We start from the raw sequence: 22321 nt of genomic DNA on the forward strand, positions 1-22321 counted from the left end.
GCAAGGAGTGGCAATCAATCCCCCCGCACCCTGTCTTATATTTCTAGTAACGCTAGATACACATTATGCGCTAGCTCTGTGCAAGCTTCCCACCTCCGGTTTAGGCAGAAAAACCTGTTACGCGACCGAACTGTTGCGCAAAACCCACATGTATAGACTATTACCTGTGGCGCCTGCTTCTGGCGCCCGTCACGGCGGCGTTATGCGGCCGATCCGCACGGCGGCTCGACAGGGGCTCGCAGCCATATTAATTGAGCCCCAAATCCTTCCGCGGGATCGTATCGAAATCCCGCCCAGCGACATAATCCGGGGAGACGCGCCATGAGCCGCGACATTCATCATTTCTTCAATGGCAAGAGCTTTGAGGGCCAGTCCGGCCAGTATGGCGATGTCTACAATCCCAGCACGGGCGAAGTTCAGGCCCGCGTCCAGTTCGCCACGGTTGATGAGGTCAACGCGGCTGTCGCTGGTGCCAAGGCAGGCCAGCAGGCCTGGGCGGCGATGAACCCGCAGCGCCGGGCCCGCGTCCTGATGAAGTATAAAATGCTGGTCGAAGCGGAGATGGACAGCCTGGCCGAAATGCTGTCCTCCGAACACGGCAAGGTTATCGCCGATGCCAAGGGCGACATTATTCGCGGCCTGGAAGTGGTCGAGTTCGCCATGGGCGTGCCGCACCTGATGAAGGGCGAGTACACTGAAAGCGCTGGTCCGGGCATTGATGTCTTCTCCATGCGCCAGCCGCTCGGCGTCGTCGCCGGCATTTCGCCGTTCAACTTCCCGGCGATGATCCCGATGTGGTTCATGGGCATGGCGCTGTCGACCGGCAATGCGCTGGTGCTCAAGCCGTCAGAAAAGGATCCGTCGGTTCCGGTTCGTCTCGCCGAGCTGTGGATGGAAGCGGGCCTGCCCGAGGGTGTGCTGCAGATCGTTCATGGCGACAAGACCGCCGTGGACGCGCTCCTGCACCATGACGATATCAAGGCGGTCTCCTTTGTCGGTTCGTCCAATATCGCCCAGTATATCGCCGCGACCTGCGCCAATAATGGCAAGCGTTTCCAGGCCATGGGCGGTGCCAAGAACCACGGCATCATCATGCCGGATGCGGATATGGACCAGGTGGTGAAGGACTTCCTGGGCGCGGCCTACGGTTCGGCCGGCGAACGCTGCATGGCGCTGCCGGTTGCCGTTCCGGTCGGCCAGGACACGGCGGATGAATTCGTCGCGCGGATGAAGGAAGAAGCCCAGAAGCTCCAGGTCGGCGTCTCGACCGATCCGGATGCGCATTATGGCCCGGTCGTCTCTGCGGCGCACCGTGCCAGCATCGAGAAATGGATCCAGACCGGTGTCGATGAGGGCGCTGATCTGCTGCTCGACGGTCGCGACTTCTCGCTGCAGGGCCACGAGAACGGCTTCTTCATCGGTCCGTCCCTGTTCGACAAGGTGACGCCGGAAATGACCTCCTACCAGGAGGAGATTTTCGGCCCGGTGCTGCAGGTGGTGCGCGCCAATGACCTGGAAGAGGCGGCCAGCCTGCCGAGCCAGCACCAGTACGGCAATGGCGTGGCCATCTTCACCCGCAATGGTCTCGCGGCGCGCGAATTTGCCGCCAAGGTCAATGTCGGCATGGTCGGTATCAATGTGCCGATCCCGGTGCCGGTCGCCTACCACTCCTTCGGTGGCTGGAAGCGCTCGGCCTTCACTGACACCAACCAGTACGGCACTGACGGCATCCGCTTCTTCACCAAGATCAAGACCGTGACCCAGCGCTGGCCGTCCGGCGAGATCGGTGACCAGGCCTTCGTCATTCCGACGATGCAGTAAGCTCGAGAGCAGCGTGGACCGGAGACGATCAGCTGTCGTCTTCGGTCACGCTGGTCTGTTCGCGCAGCCAGTCCAGCGCTGCGGCGCGGTCCTTGACCACTTTGATGCGCAGATTGCCGGCCTCGAACACCGGCCAGGTCGTCGACAAGTCCCAGGTCCGTGAGATCTGCGAGGGCACATAGGCGAGGGTGATGGGGTGGTCCATCGCCAGCATGAAGTCTTCGGCGATGTTCTCGACCTTGTTGCGAGACAGCGAGTTATCCAGGCGCGAGCTGTCGACCAGGATGTGGGTAGCGTCGATTTCGGCCACCAGTTCTCGTGTCCGCTCGATCGCCCAGCCGGTCTCCTGATTGGTGATATCACCAATACTCGTCACTTCTAAGGTTCGGGGAATATCCAGGATTCCAACCCGAATTGGCATCACGCACCCATACACATTTTGAATTGTATTCTAATTATATTTGATTGGGTGGCCGGTCAGCAAGTCATGTGAAATGACCTTAAGGGACTGATTTGTTATGGTTAATGCGTGGTAACCTTAGGCTATTTGCGGGTGTTTTGCGCTTGACCGGTTGAGTGCCGAGGGCCCGTGCAGGTGACCCGGTCTCGCTGCGCAGCCAGTCCAGCGCCAGGTCGGGAGTGGTGAACACCCGGCAGCGATTGTCGATTTCGCGCGACAGGGCCCAGGCGGCCGCATGATGGGCATCGCTCCATTGTAGGGGCGGGAGGAAGGCGATGGGCAGCGGGCTGCCGAGCGCGAGCACGAAATCCTCAAGGATTTCCACCGAATGCGGCGGAGAGTTGATCACTTCGGCGGCGCGGACATCGACAAGCACACCGCGCGCTTGCGAGCTGAGCACCAGTTCGCGCACTTTTTCATGGGCCGCACCGGTCTGTACCCGCGTTGCGGGTCCGGACTGCGTCATGGATACAATTCTATCCCGTTCGAGAAGGCTGACCCCTACCGACATACTCACCACACACACTGTTCTTCTTCTTGTTCGCTCTAACGGCGAAGGGCGTGACATATAAGTGTCATGCGGGGCCTGCCAGTATTTGAAAATGAGAATCACCTACCATTTGGCGACCTGTGTGTTTCCTGCACGCCAGACGATTGATTAACGCGGGATTACGGTCTGATCCTGGTGTCGAAGCGGTGCTGCTCCAGCGTTCCCCCGGTGTTGTCCTGGCGCTCCCCCGGCGCTCCCCCGGCGCTCCCCCGGTGCTGCCCCGGACCGGTCCCGGTGCGCGCCAGCATGTCCTATTGCCTGATCAGGTGCGCGCGGGCATGGTCCGGTCGCGATTGAAAGGACCGACTGTATGACTGCCTCAGCCTTCTCCTTCCGCACCGTGCCGCACATTCATGCCGGCGCCGGCGCGGCCCGCCAGCTGGCCCGTCTGGCTGCACCGCTGATCGGCAGCCGCAAGCGGGTCTTCCTGGTGACCGATCAGGGCGTGCGCAAGGCGGGGCTGATCGACGCGGCAACGGCGTCGCTGGAGGAGGCCGGTCTGCAGGTCGAGATCTATGACCGGGTGGTCGCCGATCCGCCGAAGAGCGTGGTTCTGGAGGCCGAGGACAAGGCGCGCGGTTTCGGGGCGGAAGTTGTGCTCGGACTGGGCGGCGGCTCCTCGATGGATACCGCCAAGGTCGTCGCGCTGTTGCTGGGCTCGTCGCAAACGCTGGATGACATGTATGGCGTCAATAATGCCACCGGTCCGCGCCTGCCGCTGATCCTGATCCCGACCACCGCCGGGACCGGCTCGGAGGTGACGCCGATCTCGGTTCTGACTGTCGGTGAAAGCACCAAGATGGGGATTAACGCACCCGCGCTCTACGCCGATCTGGCCGTGCTGGATGCCGAGCTGACCTATGGCCTGCCGCGGGCGGTCACGGCGGCGACCGGAATTGATGCCATGGTGCATGCGATCGAGGCCTATACCTCCAAGATCGAGAAAAACCCGGTATCCGACGCCCTCGCGCTGGCCGGGCTGAAAAAGCTGCACGGTGCCATCGAAACCGCCTGCCGTGACGGCTCCGACCGCCAGGCCCGCGAAGACATGTTGCTCGGAGCGCTGCTCGCCGGCCAGGCCTTTGCCAATGCGCCGGTCGGTGCCGTGCATGCCCTCGCCTACCCGCTGGGCGGCGTTTTCCATGTTCCCCACGGTCTCTCGAACTCGCTGATGCTGCCGCCGGTGCTGCGTTATAATGCCAGCGCGGCCGAGCCGCTCTATGCCGAGCTTGCCTCCCATCTCGGCCTGCATGCCTCGACGGATGGTCTTGTCACCGAGATGGAGCGGATCGCCGACAGTGTCGGTATCGAAACCCGCCTGACCCAGGTCGGTGTCAGCCATAATGATCTGCCGCGCCTGGCCGAAGAGGCGATGGAGGTGAAACGCCTCTTGGTCAATAATCCCCGCGAGATGACGCTGGAGGCCGCCCAGGCCTGTTATGAGGCTGTATTGTGAGCGAAAAGCGTACCCGTTCCGACTATGCGCGCTGGCGTGATCTGCCGACCCGCTGGGCCGACAATGATATTTACGGCCATATCAACAACGCCGCCTATTACGGGTTTTTCGATACGGCGGTGAACTGCTTCCTGATCGAGGAGGCGGGGCTTGATATTCATGCCGGAGGCGTGATCGGCCTGGTGGTGGAAACCGGCTGTTCCTACTTCGCGCCGCTGGCTTATCCCGAAACGGTCCAGGCAGGCCTTCGTGTCGCCCGTATCGGCAATTCCTCGGTGCGCTATGAACTCGGCCTGTTCAAGACGGACAGCGATGGGCCCGCCGCTCAGGGTCATTTCGTGCATGTCTATGTCGATCGCGAAACGCGCCGCCCCGTTGCCCTGCCGCAGGCAATGCGCTCGGCCCTGGAGGCGATCCATGCGTGAGGTCCGTAGCCCGCTCCTTCTGGTCCTGGCCGCTCTGGTAACGACGGGTCTGCTCGCTGTCGCAATCTGGCGGCTCTGGCCGGCAGGTTGAGATTTGCGCATTGACCTGACAGCAAGGCTTCTGCTTTAGGCTCACCCCATGGCCACCCCGACCGATCGTCTCAAAGCGCGTATCGCATCCGGCGAATTATCGCCCGATGCTGACCAGGAGCGTGCGGCTGTGGCTCTTGGTGCCCTGCAGGCGCGCCTGGCCCAATGGACGCCGGGCAAGCGCGGCTGGTTTTCCAAGCCCAAGCCGGCGCCCAAGGGGCTTTATCTCTGGGGCGGTGTCGGGCGTGGCAAATCCATGCTGATGGACCTGTTCTACGACGATGCCCCGACGCAGCCGAAACGGCGCGTGCATTTTCACGAATTCATGCAGGATGTGCATGGCCGCATCGCGGAGTGGCGGCAGTTGAGCGAGCTTGAGCGCAAGCGGCGCCCGGAATATGTAAAAGGCGCCGGCGATGATCCAATCCCGCCGGTCGCGCGCGCTCTGATCGGCTCGTCGCGCCTGCTCTGCTTCGACGAATTCCAGGTCACCGATATTGCCGATGCGATGATCCTCGGCCGTCTTTTCGAGGCACTCTATGCTGAGGGCATCGTCGTCGTTGCGACATCAAACCGCTTCCCGGACGATCTCTACAAGGACGGCATCAATCGGAAGCTCTTCCTGCCCTTCATCGACGAGCTGAAGTCGCGCATGGAGCTGTTCGAGCTCAATGGCGGTGTCGATCATCGCTTGCGCCAGCTGGAAGCGGCGCCGGTTTACTACTGTCCGCTCGACACCGATGCAGAGCTGGCCATGGATGATGCCTGGGACCGGCTGACCCATTGTGCGGCGCCGCAAAGCTGCACCCTGATCGTCAATGGCCGCGAGCTGCTCGTCGAGCGCGAGGCTGCGGGCGTGGCGCGGTTCCAATTCGAGGAATTATGCGCCCGGCCGCTGGGGGCGGCAGACTATCTCGCGATCGCGCGACGGTTTCACACCCTGCTGCTCGATCGCACCCCGAAGCTCTCACCGGACAAGCGCAATGAGGCCAAGCGCTTCGTGACCCTGATCGACACGCTTTATGAAGCGCGGACCAAGCTGGTGATGAGCGCTGATGCCGAGCCGCAGGACCTCTACCCGGATGGCGACGGAGCCTTCGAGTTTGAACGTACGGTGTCGCGCCTGATCGAAATGCGCTCGCATGATTACCTGGCCGCCGAGCGACGCGAGGTCGAGGAAACGTCCGGGGCGTGATTCCGCTTCGTTAATTGAACGGTAAGTTCCCCGCAACGGCCTGGTTTTCCTCGCTGAGTATTTTGTGCCCTTGAGTGAATACGGACCAATTCAGGGGGGATCCATGCTGACGGCAATTATGTCGCTCGCAGCGACGACGCTGGCACAGGGCGATGCGACAGACTGGAGCGCTCTGGCGCGCAGTGACATTGAATTCATGCACGCCCAGACCGAGGCGCATCACCCCGGACCGGTCGATGAAGAAAACCCGGATTTCCGTGCCCAGATGGAGATTGCTCTGGCCCGCGGCCTGAGTTTGGCGGACCGGGTTGAGAGCCAGGCCGGCTACGCCATGGCACTTCGCGCCTATGCCGCACATTACCGGGATGGACATTACGGCGTGGGTGCACGGTCCGGTGTCGAGACCTATCAATGGCCCGGATTTGTCACCGTGCGCACCGGCGGGCGCTGGTTCATCCGATCGGGCGATGAGGCGACCGCTCAGATGGATGGCCAGGAATTGCTCGGTTGTGACGGCCGGACGCTGGACGACTGGATGCAGGAGCGGATTTTCGATTTTGCCGGCAATCCGGACCTGGCTGCCGATTGGGCGCAGCGCGCGCCTCGACTGATGATGGAACGCGGCAATCCCTTTGTCCGCCGGCCGGAGACCTGCCGCATCGCCAATGACACCGGCATCGAAACCGTCGAGCTGAACTGGCAGGATATCGATGCCAATACCTGGTGGGATATCTCCGATCGCCTGTCTCAACCGGAACCCGCGCCCTGGGGATTGCACGAGTTCGCCCCCAATGCGTTCTGGATCGGTACGCCGACCTTCGGCCCGACAGGCGAGGCGCTGGAGACCATGCACGCCCTCATCGCTGAGCTCTCCGAGCGCGCCGAAGAGCTGCGGTCAGCAGACATGCTGGTCTTTGATGTGCGCAGCAATAATGGTGGTGCCAGTTCCTGGGGCGATGCCATGGTCGAAGCGGTCTGGGGCGAGGATTATGCCGCTTATCGCCGGCCGGCCTCGTCTGATGGCGTCGATTACCGCATTTCCGCTGACAATATCGACCATGCACAATTCATCATCGACTACACGGTCGAGCAGAATATGACCGATGCCGAGACCTATTTCCGTGAAGTCATGGCCGGCATGCTCGCAGCGGATGCAGCCGGTGAGGATTATTATCGCGAGCGCCGTGAGGCCAGCGAGCCGTCTCCCGAGGCGGCCAACCCGGTCTCGGCCCAGGTTTATTTCCTGACGGATTCGGCCTGCGGCAGTGCCTGCCTCGATTTTGCCGACCGCATGTACGCGCTGGACGGGGTCACCCATATCGGTGGCGAGACCTATGCCGACAGCGCCTATATGGAATTGCGCACGCTCGACCTGCCGTCCGGATACGGCAGTCTGGGTCTGCCCATCAAAGTCTATCGCGGCCGTCCGCGGGCGTCCGGCGAGACCTATACGCCCGCCATCGCCTATACCGGCACCGATTGGAGCACGCAGGCCCTGCAGGCCTGGGTGACTGGCCTGGGGGACTAGCGCACCGGTTCGCCGGCACGGTATCCTCGGCTGTCCAGCCGGGGATACCGCATGTCCAGATCGATCGGTCTCGATGAGACCCTTACCGCCTATGTCCGCAACGCCAACCGGGCCGAACATCCCGCGCTTGAGGCGTGCCGGACCTTCACCGACAATATGGGCCAGATCTCGCGCATGCAGATCTCGCCTGAGCAGGGCGCATTCCTGCAGCTCTGTGCGCGGTTGGTGAATGCCCGCACTGTCGTCGAAATCGGTGTCTTCACCGGCTACTCCTCCACTGCCATGCTACTGACAATGCAGGAGCTGCATGGTGAAAAAGCCCGGCTTTATGCCTGTGATATCAACGCCGACTATTTCCGCCAGGCGAGGCGGTTCTGGGACCAGGCCGGCGTGACAGACCTGGTCGAGATGCGCCAGGGCGATGCGACGGAAACCGCCCGGCAGCTCGCCGGCGACATCACCGGCCAGGCGGATATGATGTTCATTGATGCCGACAAGGCGAATTACGACGCCTATTACGAGGCCGGGCTGGAGATATTGCGCCCGGGCGGCCTCTTCCTGTTCGACAATGTGCTCTGGTCGGGCGATGTCGCTGATCCGCGCAAACGCGAGGGCGACCGCGATACTGCCGCCCTCTATCAACTCGCCGAAAAAATCCGCGAGGATGAGCGCGTAGACATGGCCTTTACGGCGATCGGCGACGGCATATTGATGGCGATCAAGCGCTAGGCTGGCCGACGTCCTTCGATCAGGTCCGCCTGCTCACGCAGACCATCGGCGAGGAAGTTGAACAGGGTTCGGATGCGCGGCGCGGCGATCAGGTCGCGATGGGTCAGAACCCAAATTTCCCGGCTCGGCCAGCTCTGGTCTCCGCAAATCCGCTTCAGTCCCGGATCCAGGTCGCCGATCGAGCAGGGCAGGATGGCAATCCCCATGCCCCGGCGGGCCAGGTGGAGCTGGGCGTCCGGTGTATCCGCGCGCCAGATGCGCCGGGCGATGCTCAGGCCCCGGTGCGTTGCCCAGTCTTCCAGCTCGCCCGGATCGCCCCAGCCGATCCAGGGGAGGTCCAGGCCCTGATCGGCGATCTCTGCGGCGGCATAAAGGGTGACATGCAAGGTCGCGACGCGGCGACCGATCAGATGGTCCGGTGGCGTGTTGGAACCGCGCACGGCGATATCCGCCTCGCGCTTGGTCAGATTGGCCTCGCCCATGGAGACGTCGAGATCGATATGGACGTCGGGATAGCGCTGGTTGAACTGATGCAGCACCGTGCCGAGATAATCAGCCAGGTATAGTGGTGGTGCCGACAGGCGAACCTCGCCTTCAAGATCCGGACTGTCGCCGATGACCCGGCGTTCCAGGGCATGGATTTCACTCTCGACCCGACGTGCGGTCTCCAGCATCACCGAGCCGGCTGAGGTGAGTTCAAGCCCGCTGGGCAGACGGTCGAAAAAGCGCTGGCCCATGCGCTTTTCAAAGGCGGCGATGCGGCGTGACACCGTACTCTGGTCGAGGCCCAGATCCTGCGCCGCCGCCTGGGTCGATCCGGCTTCCGCCGTGGCGAGAAAGGTCTGTAGATCACGCCAGTCCATGCCGGGCTCCTATGCGTTGGTGCATGTCTCTAGCGCAATTCTGGTCGGAATGCCTAGCGAATGCGCATAGCAACAGGCTTGCCGCTGAACCGGCTCTGGTCCACAAGGCCTGTATGAAAGCCCATCTTCTGATCAGCGGTCATCCCGGTTTTCCCAGCCCGCAGGCCCTCGAGGTCTTCGTGCGAGAGCATGCCCGCGGCGGACTGACCGTACGTGATGCGGACATGTTTGCCCGGACCATGGAAGAGGGCGTGGTCATCGCCATCGTCGATGACGATCAGGATTTGCTGGCCATGTCGGCCATCCTTCCGCTCGAGCATGGCGAGTTCGAAATGGGTGCGGCCCTGGTGCGCGCCGACATGACCGGTTTCTACCTCCAGCGCTACATGATCGCAGCGCGCCTGTCCGCGGCTGCGCGGCGCAATCTGGTTCCGGCAGAGAAGCTTTATGCCGGCGCGCTGCAGAGCGAAGCCGGGGCTGGTTCGCGGGCCATGATCGAGATCAACGGGTTCCGCAAAATCCCCTTTGATAATGTGCCGCAAATTCTCCAGGACGAATGCCTGACCTGCACCAAGAAAGCGCACCGGCTCGCGGGTGAGCGGTGTTGCTATCAGTACTACCGGGCCTCCGGGGAGACGCCGGAAAACGATTATCTGCCGGACCAGGTGGAGCTGGAAAACCGTCGTGACGCGCGCAAGCTGACCCTGGTTTTCCATCATCCTTAAGTCGGGTGCGGCGCACTGCGCGCTTGCCCCGTGGCGGTCGCAGCGCTAGACCGCCCGCAACTGCTTTTTCGACCACAGCCATTCCTGATCAAGGAGTCCTCCCCATGGCCCGTAACAAGATTGCTCTCATCGGTTCCGGTATGATTGGCGGCACGCTCGCCCATGTCGCTGCCCGCGAAGAATTGGGCGACGTCGTCCTGTTCGACATTGCCGAAGGCGTTGCCAAGGGTAAGGCGCTCGATATCGCTGAAGCCTCGCCGGTGTTCGGCAAGGACAGCCAGCTCGCCGGTGCCGACGATTATGCCGCCATTGCCGGCGCTGATGTCTGCATCGTCACCGCCGGTGTGCCGCGCAAGCCGGGCATGAGCCGCGATGACCTGCTCGGCATCAATCTGAAAGTCATGAAGGCTGTGGGTGAGGGCATCGCCAAGCATGCCCCGAATGCTTTCGTGATCTGCATCACCAACCCGCTCGACGCCATGGTCTGGGCGCTGCGCGAATTCTCCGGCCTGCCGCACAACAAGGTCGTCGGCATGGCCGGCGTGCTCGACAGTGCGCGCTTCCGCCACTTCCTCGCTGACGAGTTCAAGGTCTCCGTCGAAGACGTCACGGCCTTCGTCATGGGCGGCCACGGCGACACCATGGTGCCGCTGCTGCGCTATTCCACCATCGCCGGCATCCCGGTTCCCGACATGGTCGCCATGGGCTGGTCGACGCAGGAGAAGATGGACGCCATCGTCGATCGCACCCGCAAGGGTGGCGGCGAGATCGTGGCCCTGCTCGGCACCGGTTCGGCCTTCTACGCTCCGGCAGAAAGCGCCATCGAAATGGCGGTCTCCTACCTGCGCGACAAAAAGCGCATCCTGCCCTGCGCCGCGCACCTGACCGGCGAGTTCGGCCAGAATGATCTCTATGTCGGCGTGCCGATCGTGATCGGCGCCAATGGCGTGGAGAAGGTCGTCGAGATCGAGCTCAATGCCGATGAGCAGGCCATGTTCGACAACTCTGTCGACGCGGTGAAAGGCCTGGTCGAAGCCTGTAAAGGCCTCGAGCCGAGCCTCGCGTAAGGTTCTGCTTTAAAACCATTTATCTGGAAGGGGCGGGCGCCGGGCGCTCGCCCTTTCTTATATTAAGACCGCATTAGGCATCGGAATATTCGATGAATCGACGGCCCTGCCCGGCTTGTTTAGACCGATCTCATGGCCTTCGAGATCGAGCTTCATTCCGTCACGCCCCGCGTTGACATTATCCTGTCGGGACGTGTGACCGCAGTTGATCTCGTCACGCTCGCGCGTGAAATCGTGGCCCAGCCGCGCTGGGCCTATGATCGGCATCATTGCGTCACTGTCCGGCCGGACTGCGAGCTGCCGCAAATGCGCGATATCGCCTGGCGTCCGGTCGAGGTTTCGCCCACGGCCCGCCACTCATCGGCCAAGCCGAAAAGCGCCTGGGTCACGCCCGATGGGCGGCCCCGTGCGGCTTTGGCTGTGATCGAGCGATTGCTGGGCCGTTCAGGGCTGGCCGAAGTCCAGTGTTTTGCGCTCTATGATGAGGCGGTCAGCTGGCTCGACCAGGAATTGCAGGTGGCGGACTAGGCCTACAGGCCGCCGGCGAAACCACCGCCGGAATTCAGACGCATGATCTCAAAGCTCAGAGCCAGGTTGAGCGTCTGCCACAGGAAAACCGGCCACAGCAGATATCCCGCAGCGCTTGAGCATCGGCCAACCAGCCCCGTCACGAAGAGGGCATAGGTCCAGCCCCCGAGATTGGCCAGGAAGGTCGTGGTGACATCGCGGGCACCGAAAAAGACGATCAGCCAGGCGATGAAACCGCCGATCAGTCCCAGAATGAGCAGGCTGCACACCGAGCGCATGCCGTCACGGCCACCGCGCTGGGTCACCCAGAGGCTGATCGCCAGGGGCTGCAGCATGATAATGCCGGACAGGACAAGGGTTCGCGCCGATGGCGTCCAGTTCGGCATCATCAGGTTTTCAGCCCAGCTGAGGGCGCCGCTGGACAAAACCCAGCCTGCCAGCCCGCCAGCCAGAGCCGCCGCGCCGATCATGTAGATCAAAAACCGTATCACACCGGGACGGTGATCTGCGTCCATCTGGTGTACCCCACACCCAACTCGTCACACTATTGTCACTCAAAGCAAGCATCGCGCCAAGCCTCGGCACAATTATGGCCGCGTCCCGCAACGAAAACGAGACATTCAGCCTGCGCCGATTCGCCCCTTGACGCGGGCAGCTGGGACATGTGCCTTTGAGGTAGAAAGGCTCCGTTTTGCACGGAGCCTGACCAGGGGAGGCCTGTTATGAAGCCACGCAGAATTCTTGTCGTCCTCAACGGAACCGATAGTGATCCCGCCCTGTTGCACCAGACCGTCGCGTTTTGCGCCGCGCACCAGGCCCGTCTCGACGGACTTTTCGTCCGTCGCAATGCCGCCAGCGGCGGGGATTTCCTCGGAGATGCCTTCTCCACTTACGGCATGGAAGCGGTTCTCGAGGCTCTTGATGATGCGGCCGCAAAAGCCAGCGAACAGGCGCACATAGCGTTCAATGCTGCCGCCGACGATGCGCCGCCCAATGCCATCGGCCGTTTCATCGAATATATCGGCCTGCCGCGCGCAGCGATGGAGCAGGAAGGCCGGCTCAGCGATCTGATCGTCATGCAAAAGCCCGACGATCATGCCGTGTCAAACCAGCTCAATGCGATTGAGACCGCGGCGTTCGAAAGTGGCCGTCCGGTTTTGGTCCTTCCGGTTGAGCGGGCACCTGCCGATGATTTCGACAATGTCGTCATCGCCTGGGATGGATCGCTCGAGGCGACGCGGGCGGTGGTCGGTGCCATGCCCTTCCTGCAATCGGCGCAGAGCGTGAAAATCCTTCATGCCGGCGCTGATGCGGATGCCGCGGAACAACTGGCCGAATTGTCGGCCTATCTCGCCCTGCACGACGTCACGGCCGCGACGCGTTCGGTCCCGCTGGAAGGACGCAGTGCTGCGCGGGCGCTGATCGAGACGTCGACCGAAAACGGAGCTGAACTCGTCGTGATGGGCGGATTTGGTGCGCCGGGCTGGCAACGCTCACTGGGTCGCGACGAAACCACCAGTTTGCTCAAGGGCATGCCCTTCGCGATTTTGCTGGCCCATTAAGGCTCAGATCCAGCCCTTTTCACGCAGGACCGGGACATAGGTCCGGCTGACCGGCGCGATCGCGCCGGAGGTCAGGGTCAGCTTGGCGCGGCCGTTTTCACGCTCGACATCGGCAATCGCCTCGCGTGCGACCCACCAGGACCGGTGCGTCTGGGAGCCCTCCAGCGTCTCGACAGCCGCCATGGCATCGCTCAACCGCATCAGGATCAGCTCATCGCCGCGACTGGTGTGAACGCGCAGATAGTGGTCCTCGGACTCAAGCGCGAGAATGTCCGCGCTGCGCAGCCGAGGCGGCAATTTGTCGGTCAGCGCCCGGCCGGCCTGGCTGTCGCCGCTGGCGCCGGCGCGATGCTCGAACAAATAGGTCATCAAGGAGACACCGCTGGAGACGACCAGCACCGACATATAAACAAACGGCCAGTACTGTAGCGGCGGCAGGGAGCCTGATGCGGCCTGGATTGCGATGACCGCCGCGCTGACCGGCAGCGAGACCATGGCCGCGATCAGCGCGTAGCGCGGGAAGAGGGGAAGTGTCGGTGCTGCGCGCTCCAATAGCAGGGCGCTGTAATGACCCGAACTGCCGCCGAGATACATAAGACCGACCCAATAGATCAGCCGCCAGTGGAAGGGCAGGCTGCCCGAACCCAGCGGGCTGATCAGGGTAAGGAAGACACCGATACCCGTCAGCATCAGGAAGCCCGTGCGGTGTTCGCGGGCAAATTTCCTCAACCAGTCCGGCAAATTCGGCTCTCCGTTCACGTATCGCGAATGGAAACCTAACCCCATTCGCGGCGGGAAACAGCCCGCTCGCGAAATGCCGCTACCGCATCCAGCAGCACTCTGACAAGCCAGTCCCAACAGCACGTCGCAGGAGGAAATTGCGCTATGAATGCAGTACGTCATTTCGCCGTTGGGTTTGGCCTCGTCGCCGTCGTCGTCGGCTTCGCCCTGGTCCAGGGCGGCATACTCGAGGCCGGTGTCCTGGAGGCTTATGCCGGCGAGCTCGCTTCGATGACCGGCGGGCTGAGCATGGATCTCGGGGCTTTCGCCCGGGCCCCCCTGATCATCCAGGTTCATGCCGGAACGGCGATCGCGGCGCTCATCCTCGGCCTGGTCCAGCTATTCGCACCCAAGGGCACGATCCCGCACCGTACGCTTGGATATGTCTGGGCCGTGCTGATGCTGGTTACGGCGACGACGGCGATCTTCATCCGTCAGATCAATGATGGAAGCTTCAGCTTCATCCATATTTTCGTACCGCTGACCTTTTTCGGCCTGTTCGGCGTCATCACGCATGCCCGCGCCATGCGGACCGACAAGCATCGCAACGCCGTCCTCGGCCTGTTTCTCGGCGCACTGGTCGTGCCGGGCCTGTTCGCCTTCATGCCGGGCCGGCTGATGTGGCAGATCTTCTTCGGCGGCTAGAGCCCTGTATTGCCCGCTGCGGCTGGTCCGAATGGGGCTGGTCGCGCGGGCCGAGGCGTTGTAATTCCCCCGTCACACACTTGGCCTAAAGCGGGCTGATCTGACGTTTCCGGGGAGAGAATTCATGCGCTATCTACTTGCTGCTGCGAGCGTGCTCGCGCTCACCGCCTGCCAGGGCGAAGCCACACAATCCACTCAGCCTGCACAAACTGCCCAGGCTGAGCCGGCCGTGGCCGCTATGCCGGACAATGTCGTCGATGCGCTTGCGCCTTTCTATGCCCAACTCGATGTCGCGCGCCCGCAGGCGCCGGCGGGTGCTGGTGAGCCCGCAGCCGATGCGGTGTTGTCGACCATCCTGTTCGGCTCCTGCCACACCACCGAGCGCGACCTCTCCATCCTCGATACGGTCAGCGCTGCCAATGGCGATCTCTTCATCTACACCGGCGACAATGTCTACGGCGACGCCTATTCCTGGGATGCGACCCTGCCGGAATTGCGTCAGGCCTATCAGGAGCTCGCCGATGCCGAGCCCTTTGGCCGCCTGCGTCAGTCCACGCCGATGCTGGCGACCTGGGATGATCACGATTACGGCATGAACGATCTCGGCACCGAATTCCCCTATAAGGGCTTTGCCGAAGAGCTGTTCCTCGAGTTCTGGGGCGTGCCAGCCGATGATGAGCGCCGTGACCGCCCGGGCATCTATACCAGCCGGACGTATGGGCCGGACGGGCAGCGCGTGCAGGTCATCCTGCTCGATACGCGCTATTTCCGCGGCGCCCTGCGTCCGACTGATGATCGCGGTGCGCCGGGGCGCGAGCGCTATCTGCCCACCGAGGATACCAGCGTTTCCATGCTGGGTGATGTGCAGTGGGAGTGGTTTGAAAACGTGCTGCAGGAACCGGCTGATCTGCGCCTCGTCGTCACCTCGATCCAGGTTCATGCTGACGGCCATGGCTGGGAAGCCTGGCGGACCATGCCGCATGAACGCGACCGTTTTTACGCCACCATTGAGGAAAGCGGTGCGGAGGGTGTGATCCTGGTTTCCGGTGACCGTCACTCATCCGGTCTTTATCTGCGTGACGATGTGATCAGCTACCCGCTCTACGAGATTACCTCGTCCTCGCTGAACCTCTCCTTTGCCGAGGAAAACAACGAGCCGGGTCCGCACCGTATCGGCGAAATGTACGCGCCGGTGAATTTCGGCGCCGTGCAGATCGACTGGGACAATGGCGATATCCGCCTGGAAATCCTGGATGAAGCCGGTGAAGTCGTGCGCGAGACCGGTTTCAACCTGGCAGACCTGCGCCGCGGATAACGCGCATCTGACGCCGCTCTGACGCGCGATAACGGGAAGGTTATCGCGCTTAAGAGCCTCGTTACTGGCAGACTTTAATGGCTGGAGGCTAGGTTCCGGGCATCGGGTCCGGCCCCTTCCCCCCATTATCTCTCCGGACCCCTTCATCAAGGAGTATTCGAGAGATGAAAGCCGAAAAGAAACTCGCCGCCGTTGCTGCATCCGCCCTGGCCATGTCGCTGGCATCCGCCGCTGCACACGCCACGACCACTACAGCTGCAGTTGAAGACGTCGAGCAGTGCTATGGCATCTCGCTGGCTGGCGAGAATGACTGTGCTGCGGGTCCGGGTACGTCCTGCGCCGGTACGTCCACGGTCGACTATCAGGGCAATGCCTGGACCTATGTCCCGGAAGGGACATGCGAGAGCATCCAGACGCCCTATGGTAACGGTTCGCTGACGCCGGTAGAGCGCGGCGAATAAGCCAGATCTGATGCGCGGCCGGTCGAGTGCCGGCTGCGCACCCAGGCTTCTGATCATGCCCGTTCCCGATACATCCTCCGCAGTCCCCGCGGCCGCCGCCGGTATCGGCCTCAAGCCGGACCATTTCCGGTCCGTTCTGGAGGCGAAAACGGACGGGCTTTGGGTCGAGGTGCATCCGGAAAACTACATGGAAGAAGGCGGGCCGCGCCTGAACTGGCTGGAGGCGATCCGCAAGGACAAACCGGTCTCTTTCCACGGCGTTGGCATGTCGCTGGGTGGTTTTGAACCGCTCGACCCGGACCATCTCAAGCGCTGGAAGGCGCTGGTCGAGCGCTTCGAGCCCATCCGCGTGTCCGAACACCTGGCCTGGTCGGCCCATGCCGGTACCTATTTCAACGATCTTCTGCCAACACCGATGACGCAGGCGGCACTCGATCATTTCTGTGCTCATGTCGACGCCATGCAGAGCGCGCTGGGGCGGCAGGTCCTGGTTGAAAACCCGTCGCGCTATCTGCCGATGCATGACGATATTCCAGAGGTCGACTTCCTGGCCGAGACCGTGCGCCGGACCGGCTGCGGGCTCTTGCTCGACGTCAATAATGTCTTCGTCTCTGCCCATAATCTCGGCTTTGATGCGCGCGCCTATCTCGACGCCGTCCCGGCCGAGGCGATCGGCGAAATTCATCTGGCCGGCCACGAGGAAGACCAGGCACTCGGCGGTGAGTTACTGGTGGATACTCATGGCGCGCCGGTGACCGGGGATGTCTGGGCGCTTTATCGCTATCTGATCGAGCGTGTTGGACCGCGCCCGACCCTGATTGAACACGACACCAACCTGCCAGCTTTTGAAGCCCTGATGGCTGAGCGCGATGCGGCGCAGGCTATCCTCGACGCACACCGTATCCGCGAGGGTGCTCATGTCTGAGACATTCTACCAGGATTGGTCGGCAGCCCTGCGCAGTGGTGATGCCAAGCGTTTGCAGCTCTATTTGGCCGATGACTCTGCTCGCCGCCGCTTTGCCGTCTACCGCAATAATGTCGTCAGCGCTGCGATCGAAGCCCTGCGGGCGGGCTATCCGGTGGTCAATCAGCTGGTGGGTGACAGCTTCTTCTCGCCCATGGCCAAACTCTATTGGGACGAGCATCCGCCGCAGACCCGCTCCATGACGCTCTACGGGTCCTGTTTCGCTGACCATATTGCCGCTTATGGCCCGGCCGCCGAGCTGGGTTATCTGCCCGAGATCGCCCGGCTCGACCGGGCTTGGCTGGAGACGCATCATGCCGGTGAGGCAGAGGTGCTGACCGGTGCCACGGTTTCAGCGCTCGACCCGCAGGCCCTGCCCAGCCTTGCCCCGGGCCTGCACCCGTCGGTCCGCGCGGTGACCCTGTCCTGGCCGGTTTACGATATCTGGGCCGCCCACCGTGCGGCCCGCCCGCTGGGCGAGACCGCGCTTGAACCGGCTGCTCAGCATGTCCTCCTCTGGCGTCATCAGGGCCAGATCGGGCACGCCGTTCTGAGTCCCGCCCACCATGCCTTCCTTGGCGCGCTGGGGGCGGGGTCGAGCCTGGAGCAGGCCGTCAGCGCAGCTTCCAGCCTGGGTGAAGATGATGATCCGGCAGGGTTTTTCGGACACGCCCTGTCGCATGGCCTGCTCGCGGCGCCAGCGTTGCAACACACATAGGACGGTCCACCATGATGGCTTTGGTCAATACGCTGCACACGCTTTATGAGCGCTATTTCGCCGGTTTCCGCGCCGTCATGGGGGGCTCGCTGCTGCAATTGCTGGCGCGACTGACACTGGCCGGCGTGTTCTGGCGCTCGCTTCTGACCAAGGTGGAGACGGCCAAGCTCTTCACCTACACCGAATACATCAATGATTTCCCGGTCGAGCGGGCGCGCATGCGGGTGCCCGAATTGCCGCTGGAGATGAAGCCGGCCACGCTGCACCAGTTCAACAATGATTTCGCCCTGCCGCTTATCCCCGGAGATGTCGCAGCCTGGATGGCGACGCTGGGTGAGTTTGTCCTGCCCATCCTCCTGGTTGTTGGCTTGTTCACCCGGTTTGCCGCGCTCGGCCTGTTGCTCATGACACTGGTGATCCAGCTTTTCATCTTCCCCGAGGCCTGGTGGGGCACGCATGCGCTGTGGGCGGTGATGGCGATTTATCTGGTCGCGCACGGCCCCGGACGGTTGTCGTTGGATCACAGTTTCGGAAATAGATTCGCCCGCTAGGCGTCCGCGATTGCATCTCGCTCTGGCGCGGGCCATGGTCGCCCCGGTCCTTGAAAACCGGGGGGTTAGACCATGACGCAGGCGCCCATATCGCGCGGCGGTGATCGTTTTATGCCGGACTGGGTCCTCGGCCTGGTCATCCGTCTGTCGATTGTGCCGGGTTTATGGATCTGGGGCCGTGCCAATGCGGCTGCATGGCCGGGTGTCTCGCCGGAAATCGTCCTAGCAGCAGAGTATTGGGGCATCCCGCTGGTTCCCGCTCCACTCCTGGCCCAGATCGCTGTCTGGGGCGCTCATCTGGTTGCGCTGATGCTGGCGGTCGGTTTCCTGACCCGGCTGGTGGGCCTGGTTCTGCTGGTATTCTCCCTCGCCTACCTGTTGTGGATCGTGCCGGAGAGCTGGGTGTCGGTTTCGGTTTTCGCCGCCGTGGCCTTCTACCTCTTTGCCCGCGGTAGCGGGGCGCTTTCCGTCGACGGGGCACTGGCAGCCACAACGCGCTAGCGGCGCATTTGCGTCTGGCAAAAACTCCCCGTATCCAGTTCTATGATCTGACCGATTCCCGGCAGTGAGAGGCGGCGTCCGCGATGTCCCCGGAACTGGAACAAAAGCTCAAACGCGCCCTGGCCGGCAAAGCCGCCGTGGAAATGGGCCAATTCCAATTCCTCAATCTCGAGCTGATCCGTGAGCGTGCCGGCAAGGACTGGCCCAATGTGCGCGCCAAGACCTACCAGGTGTCCGAGCATTTCATCGAAAAGCGTCTCGATGATGACGATGTGATGATCCGCGTCCGTGGCGGCTTCCTGATCATTTTCAGCCTTATCGGCGGCATCGAGGCGGAAGCCCGGGTGGGCGAGATTGCCGATGAGCTCAATGAATTCTTCCTTGGCAAGCAGGAGTATGAGCGGCTGAAGATCGAAGGTGAGGCGCGCCGGGTGCCGACCAGCGAATTCCTCACCCTGATGGCCGAGAACCAGCCCGAGGACATGCCCGAGCTGGAAGAGGAAGCCGAGCCGGAGCGCGAGAGCGGGGCGGCGGACGAAGAAAAACGCTCCGCCGGCTGGAAAAAGACAGGCCCTGCCGGTCCGCGCGGCGCCAAGGGCGGGCATTGGGAAAAGGCCGAACATGACAACCCGCTGGCCGCCGAGCGGGCACCGGAATGGCCCGAGAGCGCGTTCAAGGAAAAGGACGGCGTCTGGGACGATGTCGTCTTCCAGCCGGTCTGGGACGCCCGCAAGCAGACGCTGGGACACCATTTGTGCAGTGCGCGCCGTATCGTCGATGGCCGCGTGCTCTACGGCACGGATACGCTGATGGGGCAGGACAGCGAGGTGCTGATCCGCATGCTCGACCGTTCGGTTGCCCTGGCTGCCCAGCGCGGTTTCCAGCAATTGCATGCCAAGGGTTCAAGCTGCCCGATCATCGTGCCGGTGCATTACGACACCCTGGCCACCGTGTCCCAGCGCATGGATTATTTCGCCATCCTGCAAAGCGTGCCCAAACACATCCGCCGCTTTTTCTTCCTCAAGGTCGACGATATCCCGGACGGTGCGCCGCTGGCGCAAATGCAGGAGCTGTTCCGCTCCATGATGCATTTCGGTTCCAACATCCTGGCCGATCTCAAATTCGGTCCGAAATGGGATGTGAAACGCTTCGAGGGCTGCGGCGTGGGCCTGTTCGGTTCGGCGCTGCCGGTCTCGGTGCGCGCGGCCGAGCCGTCCGACGCCACGGTGATGGCCCTGATGGACATGGTGGGGTCGGCCCGTTCGCTGAATACGGAGACCTATCTCACCGGGGTGGCGAATCTCGACCTGCTCAATGCGGCGGTTTCGACCGGCATCCGCCTCATGGCCGGCGATGCCATAGCTCCGGCGCGAGCTTTGCCCGCTCCGGCACAGACGCTGGATTTCGCTTCAATCGCCAGCCGTCACAGGTCTGACGGCGATGAGAGTAATATCGTTAGGATTTAGTCCTAAAGGCTAAGGCGCGAAGGCGTTGCTTGCGCGATGCCGGGTGTTATAAGGCGAGTCCATTCTGGCCATCCTTTCGCTCATTCCTCCCGCGAGGCCCATTACATGAATATCCATGAGCATCAGGCAAAAGCTGTCCTGAAATCCTTCGGTGCGCCCGTCGCTGACGGCGTTGCCATTTTCTCCGTTGATGAAGCGGCTGCGGCTGCGGACAAACTGCCCGGACCGCTCTGGGTGGTGAAATCCCAGATCCACGCCGGCGGCCGAGGCAAAGGCAAGTTCAAGGAACTTGGTCCCGACGCCAAAGGCGGTGTCCGCCTCGCCTTCTCCAAGGACGAGGTTCTCTCCCACGCCAAGGAAATGCTGGGCAATACGCTGGTCACACACCAGACCGGCCCGGAAGGCAAGCAGGTCAATCGTCTCTACATCGAAGACGGTGCCGATATCGCCACCGAGCTCTACTGCTCGCTGCTGGTGAACCGCGAAACCGGCCGCGTCGCCTTTGTTGTCTCCACCGAGGGCGGCATGGACATTGAGGCCGTTGCCGAGGAAACCCCGGAAAAGATCCACACGATCGATATCGATCCGGAAACCGGTGTCACCCCGGATGATGCGGCGAAGATCGCCGATGCCCTGGAACTGTCCGGCACGGCCCGCGACGACATGCTCTCGCTCGCGGGCATTCTCTACAAGGCCTTCACCGAGAAGGACATGTCCCTGCTCGAGGTCAACCCGCTCATCGTCATGGATGATGGCCGTGTGCGCGTGCTCGACGCCAAGGTCTCCTTCGACGGCAATGCCCTGTTCCGCCATGACGACATCATGGAACTGCGCGACACCACCGAGGAAGACGAAAAAGAGATCGAGGCGTCCAAATACGACCTCGCCTATGTCGCCCTCGACGGCAATATCGGCTGCATGGTCAACGGCGCCGGCCTGGCCATGGCGACCATGGACATCATCAAGCTCTATGGTGCTGAACCGGCCAACTTCCTCGATGTCGGTGGCGGCGCCACGACCGAGAAGGTGACGGCGGCGTTCAAGATCATCACCGCTGACCCGAACGTCAAAGGCATTCTGGTCAATATCTTCGGCGGCATCATGCGCTGCGACATCATCGCCGAAGGCGTGGTCACGGCGGTGAAGGAAGTGGGCCTTCAGGTTCCGCTCGTGGTTCGCCTGGAGGGCACCAATGTCCAGCTCGGCAAGGACATCATCAATAATTCGGGTCTCAACGTGATCGCCGCTGACGATCTCGACGATGCCGCCCAGAAAATCGTCGCCGCCGTGAAGGAGGCCGAATAATGTCGATCATCGTCAATAAAGACACCAAGATCATCGTCCAGGGTCTGACCGGCAAGACCGGCACCTTCCACACGGAACAGGCGCTCGAGTACTACGGCACCAAGATGGTCGCCGGCGTGCACCCGAAGAAGGGCGGTTCGACCTGGTCATCCGGCCTGGAAAGCGCGGCCGAGCTGCCGATCTACACCTCTGTCGGTGAAGCCAAGGAGGCCACCGGCGCAACGGCGTCCGTGATCTATGTCCCGCCGGCCGGTGCCGGTGCGGCCATCATCGAGGCCATCGAGGCGGAAATCCCGTTCATTTCCTGCATCACCGAGGGCATTCCGGTGATGGATATGGTCAAGGTCAAGGCCAAGCTGGAGAAGTCCAACTCCATGCTGCTCGGCCCGAACTGCCCCGGCATCCTGACGCCGGAAGAATGCAAGATCGGCATCATGCCGGGCTCCATCTTCAAGAAGGGCTCCGTCGGCGTCGTATCGCGCTCGGGTACGCTGACCTATGAAGCCGTGTTCCAGACCACTGCGGAAGGCCTCGGCCAGACCACGGCTGTCGGCATTGGCGGCGACCCGGTCAAGGGCACCGAGTTCATCGACGTGCTGGAGAAATTCCTCGCCGA

25 protein-coding genes are annotated in these 22321 nt (G+C 62.4%); 20 read left to right on the forward strand and 5 right to left on the reverse strand.

The genetic code is table 11. The annotated features are described in order from the left end of the window. Positions 1 to 321 precede the first annotated feature (321 nt). The gene (locus Q1V57_RS01225; protein WP_300527022.1) at positions 322 to 1821 is read left to right on the forward strand and encodes a CoA-acylating methylmalonate-semialdehyde dehydrogenase; all 1500 of its coding nucleotides are present in this window, start codon (positions 322 to 324) and stop codon (positions 1819 to 1821) included. Positions 1822 to 1849: 28 nt separating this feature from the next. On the opposite strand, the gene Q1V57_RS01230 is transcribed toward Q1V57_RS01225, so the two are convergent. Together Q1V57_RS01230 and Q1V57_RS01235 are read right to left on the reverse strand one after the other, a co-directional pair. Then, positions 1850 to 2197 carry a hypothetical protein gene (locus Q1V57_RS01230; RefSeq protein WP_300527023.1) on the reverse strand — a complete coding sequence of 116 codons (348 nt, stop codon included), beginning with the start codon at positions 2195 to 2197 and terminating at the stop codon, positions 1850 to 1852. A 124-nt stretch (positions 2198 to 2321) separates the two neighbouring features. Beyond that, positions 2322 to 2747 (reverse strand): hypothetical protein, encoded by a 426-nt coding sequence (locus tag Q1V57_RS01235; RefSeq protein WP_300527024.1) that lies wholly within the window; start codon positions 2745 to 2747, stop codon positions 2322 to 2324. A 394-nt stretch (positions 2748 to 3141) separates the two neighbouring features. Between Q1V57_RS01235 and Q1V57_RS01240 the strand changes: the two genes are divergently transcribed. The 5 genes from Q1V57_RS01240 (at position 3142) to Q1V57_RS01260 (ending at position 8254) form a co-directional block, all read left to right on the forward strand. Next, entirely contained in the window at positions 3142 to 4287 is a 1146-nt protein-coding gene (locus Q1V57_RS01240; RefSeq protein WP_300527026.1) for an iron-containing alcohol dehydrogenase, read from the forward strand. After that, a complete protein-coding gene (locus tag Q1V57_RS01245) occupies positions 4284 to 4712 on the forward strand; it encodes a thioesterase family protein (protein ID WP_300527027.1) in 429 nt (142 codons plus the stop codon). The genes Q1V57_RS01240 and Q1V57_RS01245 overlap by 4 nt, the downstream gene beginning before the upstream one ends. A gap of 139 nt (positions 4713 to 4851) precedes the next feature. Next, on the forward strand, positions 4852 to 5997 hold the full coding sequence (gene zapE, locus Q1V57_RS01250) for a cell division protein ZapE (RefSeq protein WP_300527028.1): 1146 nt from the start codon (positions 4852 to 4854) through the stop codon (positions 5995 to 5997). Positions 5998 to 6100: 103 nt separating this feature from the next. Beyond that, positions 6101 to 7525 (forward strand): S41 family peptidase, encoded by a 1425-nt coding sequence (locus Q1V57_RS01255; protein ID WP_300527029.1) that lies wholly within the window; start codon positions 6101 to 6103, stop codon positions 7523 to 7525. A gap of 51 nt (positions 7526 to 7576) precedes the next feature. After that, the gene (locus Q1V57_RS01260) at positions 7577 to 8254 is read left to right on the forward strand and encodes an O-methyltransferase (protein ID WP_300527030.1); all 678 of its coding nucleotides are present in this window, start codon (positions 7577 to 7579) and stop codon (positions 8252 to 8254) included. On the opposite strand, the gene Q1V57_RS01265 is transcribed toward Q1V57_RS01260, so the two are convergent. Then, positions 8251 to 9117, reverse strand: coding sequence for a LysR family transcriptional regulator (locus tag Q1V57_RS01265; protein ID WP_300527031.1), 867 nt, complete (start codon positions 9115 to 9117; stop codon positions 8251 to 8253). The two genes, Q1V57_RS01260 and Q1V57_RS01265, sit on opposite strands and share 4 nt — an antisense overlap. A 113-nt stretch (positions 9118 to 9230) precedes the next feature. Between Q1V57_RS01265 and Q1V57_RS01270 the strand changes: the two genes are divergently transcribed. The 3 genes from Q1V57_RS01270 (at position 9231) to Q1V57_RS01280 (ending at position 11437) form a co-directional block, all read left to right on the forward strand. Continuing rightward, the gene (locus Q1V57_RS01270) at positions 9231 to 9842 is read left to right on the forward strand and encodes a hypothetical protein (RefSeq protein WP_300527032.1); all 612 of its coding nucleotides are present in this window, start codon (positions 9231 to 9233) and stop codon (positions 9840 to 9842) included. Between the two features lie 104 nt (positions 9843 to 9946). After that, the gene (gene mdh / locus Q1V57_RS01275; RefSeq protein ID WP_300527033.1) at positions 9947 to 10909 is read left to right on the forward strand and encodes a malate dehydrogenase; all 963 of its coding nucleotides are present in this window, start codon (positions 9947 to 9949) and stop codon (positions 10907 to 10909) included. Between the two features lie 132 nt (positions 10910 to 11041). Beyond that, the gene (locus Q1V57_RS01280; RefSeq protein WP_300527034.1) at positions 11042 to 11437 is read left to right on the forward strand and encodes a hypothetical protein; all 396 of its coding nucleotides are present in this window, start codon (positions 11042 to 11044) and stop codon (positions 11435 to 11437) included. A 2-nt stretch (positions 11438 to 11439) separates the two neighbouring features. On the opposite strand, the gene Q1V57_RS01285 is transcribed toward Q1V57_RS01280, so the two are convergent. Then, on the reverse strand, positions 11440 to 11952 hold the full coding sequence (locus Q1V57_RS01285) for a tryptophan-rich sensory protein (protein ID WP_300527035.1): 513 nt from the start codon (positions 11950 to 11952) through the stop codon (positions 11440 to 11442). 207 nt (positions 11953 to 12159) lie between these two features. Here Q1V57_RS01285 and Q1V57_RS01290 point away from each other — a divergent pair, with 207 nt between their 5' ends. Next, a complete protein-coding gene (locus tag Q1V57_RS01290) occupies positions 12160 to 12999 on the forward strand; it encodes a universal stress protein (protein ID WP_300527036.1) in 840 nt (279 codons plus the stop codon). Positions 13000 to 13002: 3 nt separating this feature from the next. Here Q1V57_RS01290 and Q1V57_RS01295 read toward each other — a convergent pair whose 3' ends face one another. Continuing rightward, the gene (locus tag Q1V57_RS01295; protein WP_300527037.1) at positions 13003 to 13740 is read right to left on the reverse strand and encodes a LytTR family DNA-binding domain-containing protein; all 738 of its coding nucleotides are present in this window, start codon (positions 13738 to 13740) and stop codon (positions 13003 to 13005) included. A gap of 144 nt (positions 13741 to 13884) precedes the next feature. On the opposite strand from Q1V57_RS01295, the gene Q1V57_RS01300 reads away from it, so the two are divergent. From Q1V57_RS01300 to Q1V57_RS01345, 10 genes are all read left to right on the forward strand, one after another. Continuing rightward, positions 13885 to 14424, forward strand: a complete 540-nt coding sequence (locus tag Q1V57_RS01300) for a DUF2306 domain-containing protein (RefSeq protein ID WP_300527038.1) — start codon at positions 13885 to 13887, stop codon at positions 14422 to 14424. 124 nt (positions 14425 to 14548) lie between these two features. Then, positions 14549 to 15739: an alkaline phosphatase D family protein gene (locus Q1V57_RS01305; protein WP_300527039.1), complete on the forward strand. Its 1191-nt coding sequence runs from the start codon at positions 14549 to 14551 to the stop codon at positions 15737 to 15739. Between the two features lie 164 nt (positions 15740 to 15903). Then, positions 15904 to 16200 carry a DUF2282 domain-containing protein gene (locus Q1V57_RS01310; protein ID WP_300527040.1) on the forward strand — a complete coding sequence of 99 codons (297 nt, stop codon included), beginning with the start codon at positions 15904 to 15906 and terminating at the stop codon, positions 16198 to 16200. 55 nt (positions 16201 to 16255) lie between these two features. Further along, entirely contained in the window at positions 16256 to 17125 is an 870-nt protein-coding gene (locus Q1V57_RS01315; protein WP_300527041.1) for a DUF692 domain-containing protein, read from the forward strand. Then, the gene (locus Q1V57_RS01320) at positions 17118 to 17882 is read left to right on the forward strand and encodes a DNA-binding domain-containing protein (protein WP_300527043.1); all 765 of its coding nucleotides are present in this window, start codon (positions 17118 to 17120) and stop codon (positions 17880 to 17882) included. Before Q1V57_RS01315 ends, Q1V57_RS01320 begins: the two co-directional genes overlap by 8 nt. 11 nt (positions 17883 to 17893) lie before the next feature. Next, entirely contained in the window at positions 17894 to 18433 is a 540-nt protein-coding gene (locus tag Q1V57_RS01325; RefSeq protein WP_300527044.1) for a DoxX family protein, read from the forward strand. Positions 18434 to 18505: 72 nt separating this feature from the next. Continuing rightward, the gene (locus Q1V57_RS01330; RefSeq protein ID WP_300527045.1) at positions 18506 to 18934 is read left to right on the forward strand and encodes a TQO small subunit DoxD; all 429 of its coding nucleotides are present in this window, start codon (positions 18506 to 18508) and stop codon (positions 18932 to 18934) included. 83 nt (positions 18935 to 19017) lie between these two features. After that, complete coding sequence (locus Q1V57_RS01335) at positions 19018 to 20400, forward strand: hypothetical protein (protein WP_300527046.1); 1383 nt, start codon at positions 19018 to 19020, stop codon at positions 20398 to 20400. A 105-nt stretch (positions 20401 to 20505) separates the two neighbouring features. Beyond that, positions 20506 to 21705 (forward strand): ADP-forming succinate--CoA ligase subunit beta, encoded by a 1200-nt coding sequence (sucC, locus tag Q1V57_RS01340; RefSeq protein ID WP_300527047.1) that lies wholly within the window; start codon positions 20506 to 20508, stop codon positions 21703 to 21705. Further along, on the forward strand, positions 21705 to 22321 hold a 617-nt coding region (locus Q1V57_RS01345), incomplete at its 3' end, for a succinate--CoA ligase subunit alpha (RefSeq protein ID WP_300527048.1). The genes sucC and Q1V57_RS01345, both read left to right, overlap by 1 nt.

Source organism: Maricaulis sp., from assembly GCF_030149425.1.
In the GTDB taxonomy this organism is placed as follows: Bacteria; Pseudomonadota; Alphaproteobacteria; order Caulobacterales; family Maricaulaceae; genus Maricaulis.

Bases quoted from the DNA above. Each gene is read 5' to 3' on its own strand.
- Q1V57_RS01225 (WP_300527022.1), top strand. From the start codon at position 322: ATGAGCCGCGACATTCATCATTTCTTCAATGGCAAGAGCTTTGAGGGC.
- Q1V57_RS01235 (WP_300527024.1), bottom strand. From the start codon at position 2,747: ATGACGCAGTCCGGACCCGCAACGCGGGTACAGACCGGTGCGGCCCAT.
- Q1V57_RS01240 (WP_300527026.1), top strand. From the start codon at position 3,142: ATGACTGCCTCAGCCTTCTCCTTCCGCACCGTGCCGCACATTCATGCC.
- zapE (WP_300527028.1), top strand. From the start codon at position 4,852: ATGGCCACCCCGACCGATCGTCTCAAAGCGCGTATCGCATCCGGCGAA.
- Q1V57_RS01255 (WP_300527029.1), top strand. From the start codon at position 6,101: ATGCTGACGGCAATTATGTCGCTCGCAGCGACGACGCTGGCACAGGGC.
- Q1V57_RS01260 (WP_300527030.1), top strand. From the start codon at position 7,577: ATGTCCAGATCGATCGGTCTCGATGAGACCCTTACCGCCTATGTCCGC.
- Q1V57_RS01265 (WP_300527031.1), bottom strand. From the start codon at position 9,117: ATGGACTGGCGTGATCTACAGACCTTTCTCGCCACGGCGGAAGCCGGA.
- Q1V57_RS01270 (WP_300527032.1), top strand. From the start codon at position 9,231: ATGAAAGCCCATCTTCTGATCAGCGGTCATCCCGGTTTTCCCAGCCCG.
- mdh (WP_300527033.1), top strand. From the start codon at position 9,947: ATGGCCCGTAACAAGATTGCTCTCATCGGTTCCGGTATGATTGGCGGC.
- Q1V57_RS01280 (WP_300527034.1), top strand. From the start codon at position 11,042: ATGGCCTTCGAGATCGAGCTTCATTCCGTCACGCCCCGCGTTGACATT.
- Q1V57_RS01285 (WP_300527035.1), bottom strand. From the start codon at position 11,952: ATGGACGCAGATCACCGTCCCGGTGTGATACGGTTTTTGATCTACATG.
- Q1V57_RS01290 (WP_300527036.1), top strand. From the start codon at position 12,160: ATGAAGCCACGCAGAATTCTTGTCGTCCTCAACGGAACCGATAGTGAT.
- Q1V57_RS01300 (WP_300527038.1), top strand. From the start codon at position 13,885: ATGAATGCAGTACGTCATTTCGCCGTTGGGTTTGGCCTCGTCGCCGTC.
- Q1V57_RS01305 (WP_300527039.1), top strand. From the start codon at position 14,549: ATGCGCTATCTACTTGCTGCTGCGAGCGTGCTCGCGCTCACCGCCTGC.
- Q1V57_RS01310 (WP_300527040.1), top strand. From the start codon at position 15,904: ATGAAAGCCGAAAAGAAACTCGCCGCCGTTGCTGCATCCGCCCTGGCC.
- Q1V57_RS01315 (WP_300527041.1), top strand. From the start codon at position 16,256: ATGCCCGTTCCCGATACATCCTCCGCAGTCCCCGCGGCCGCCGCCGGT.
- Q1V57_RS01320 (WP_300527043.1), top strand. From the start codon at position 17,118: ATGTCTGAGACATTCTACCAGGATTGGTCGGCAGCCCTGCGCAGTGGT.
- Q1V57_RS01325 (WP_300527044.1), top strand. From the start codon at position 17,894: ATGATGGCTTTGGTCAATACGCTGCACACGCTTTATGAGCGCTATTTC.
- Q1V57_RS01330 (WP_300527045.1), top strand. From the start codon at position 18,506: ATGACGCAGGCGCCCATATCGCGCGGCGGTGATCGTTTTATGCCGGAC.
- Q1V57_RS01335 (WP_300527046.1), top strand. From the start codon at position 19,018: ATGTCCCCGGAACTGGAACAAAAGCTCAAACGCGCCCTGGCCGGCAAA.
- sucC (WP_300527047.1), top strand. From the start codon at position 20,506: ATGAATATCCATGAGCATCAGGCAAAAGCTGTCCTGAAATCCTTCGGT.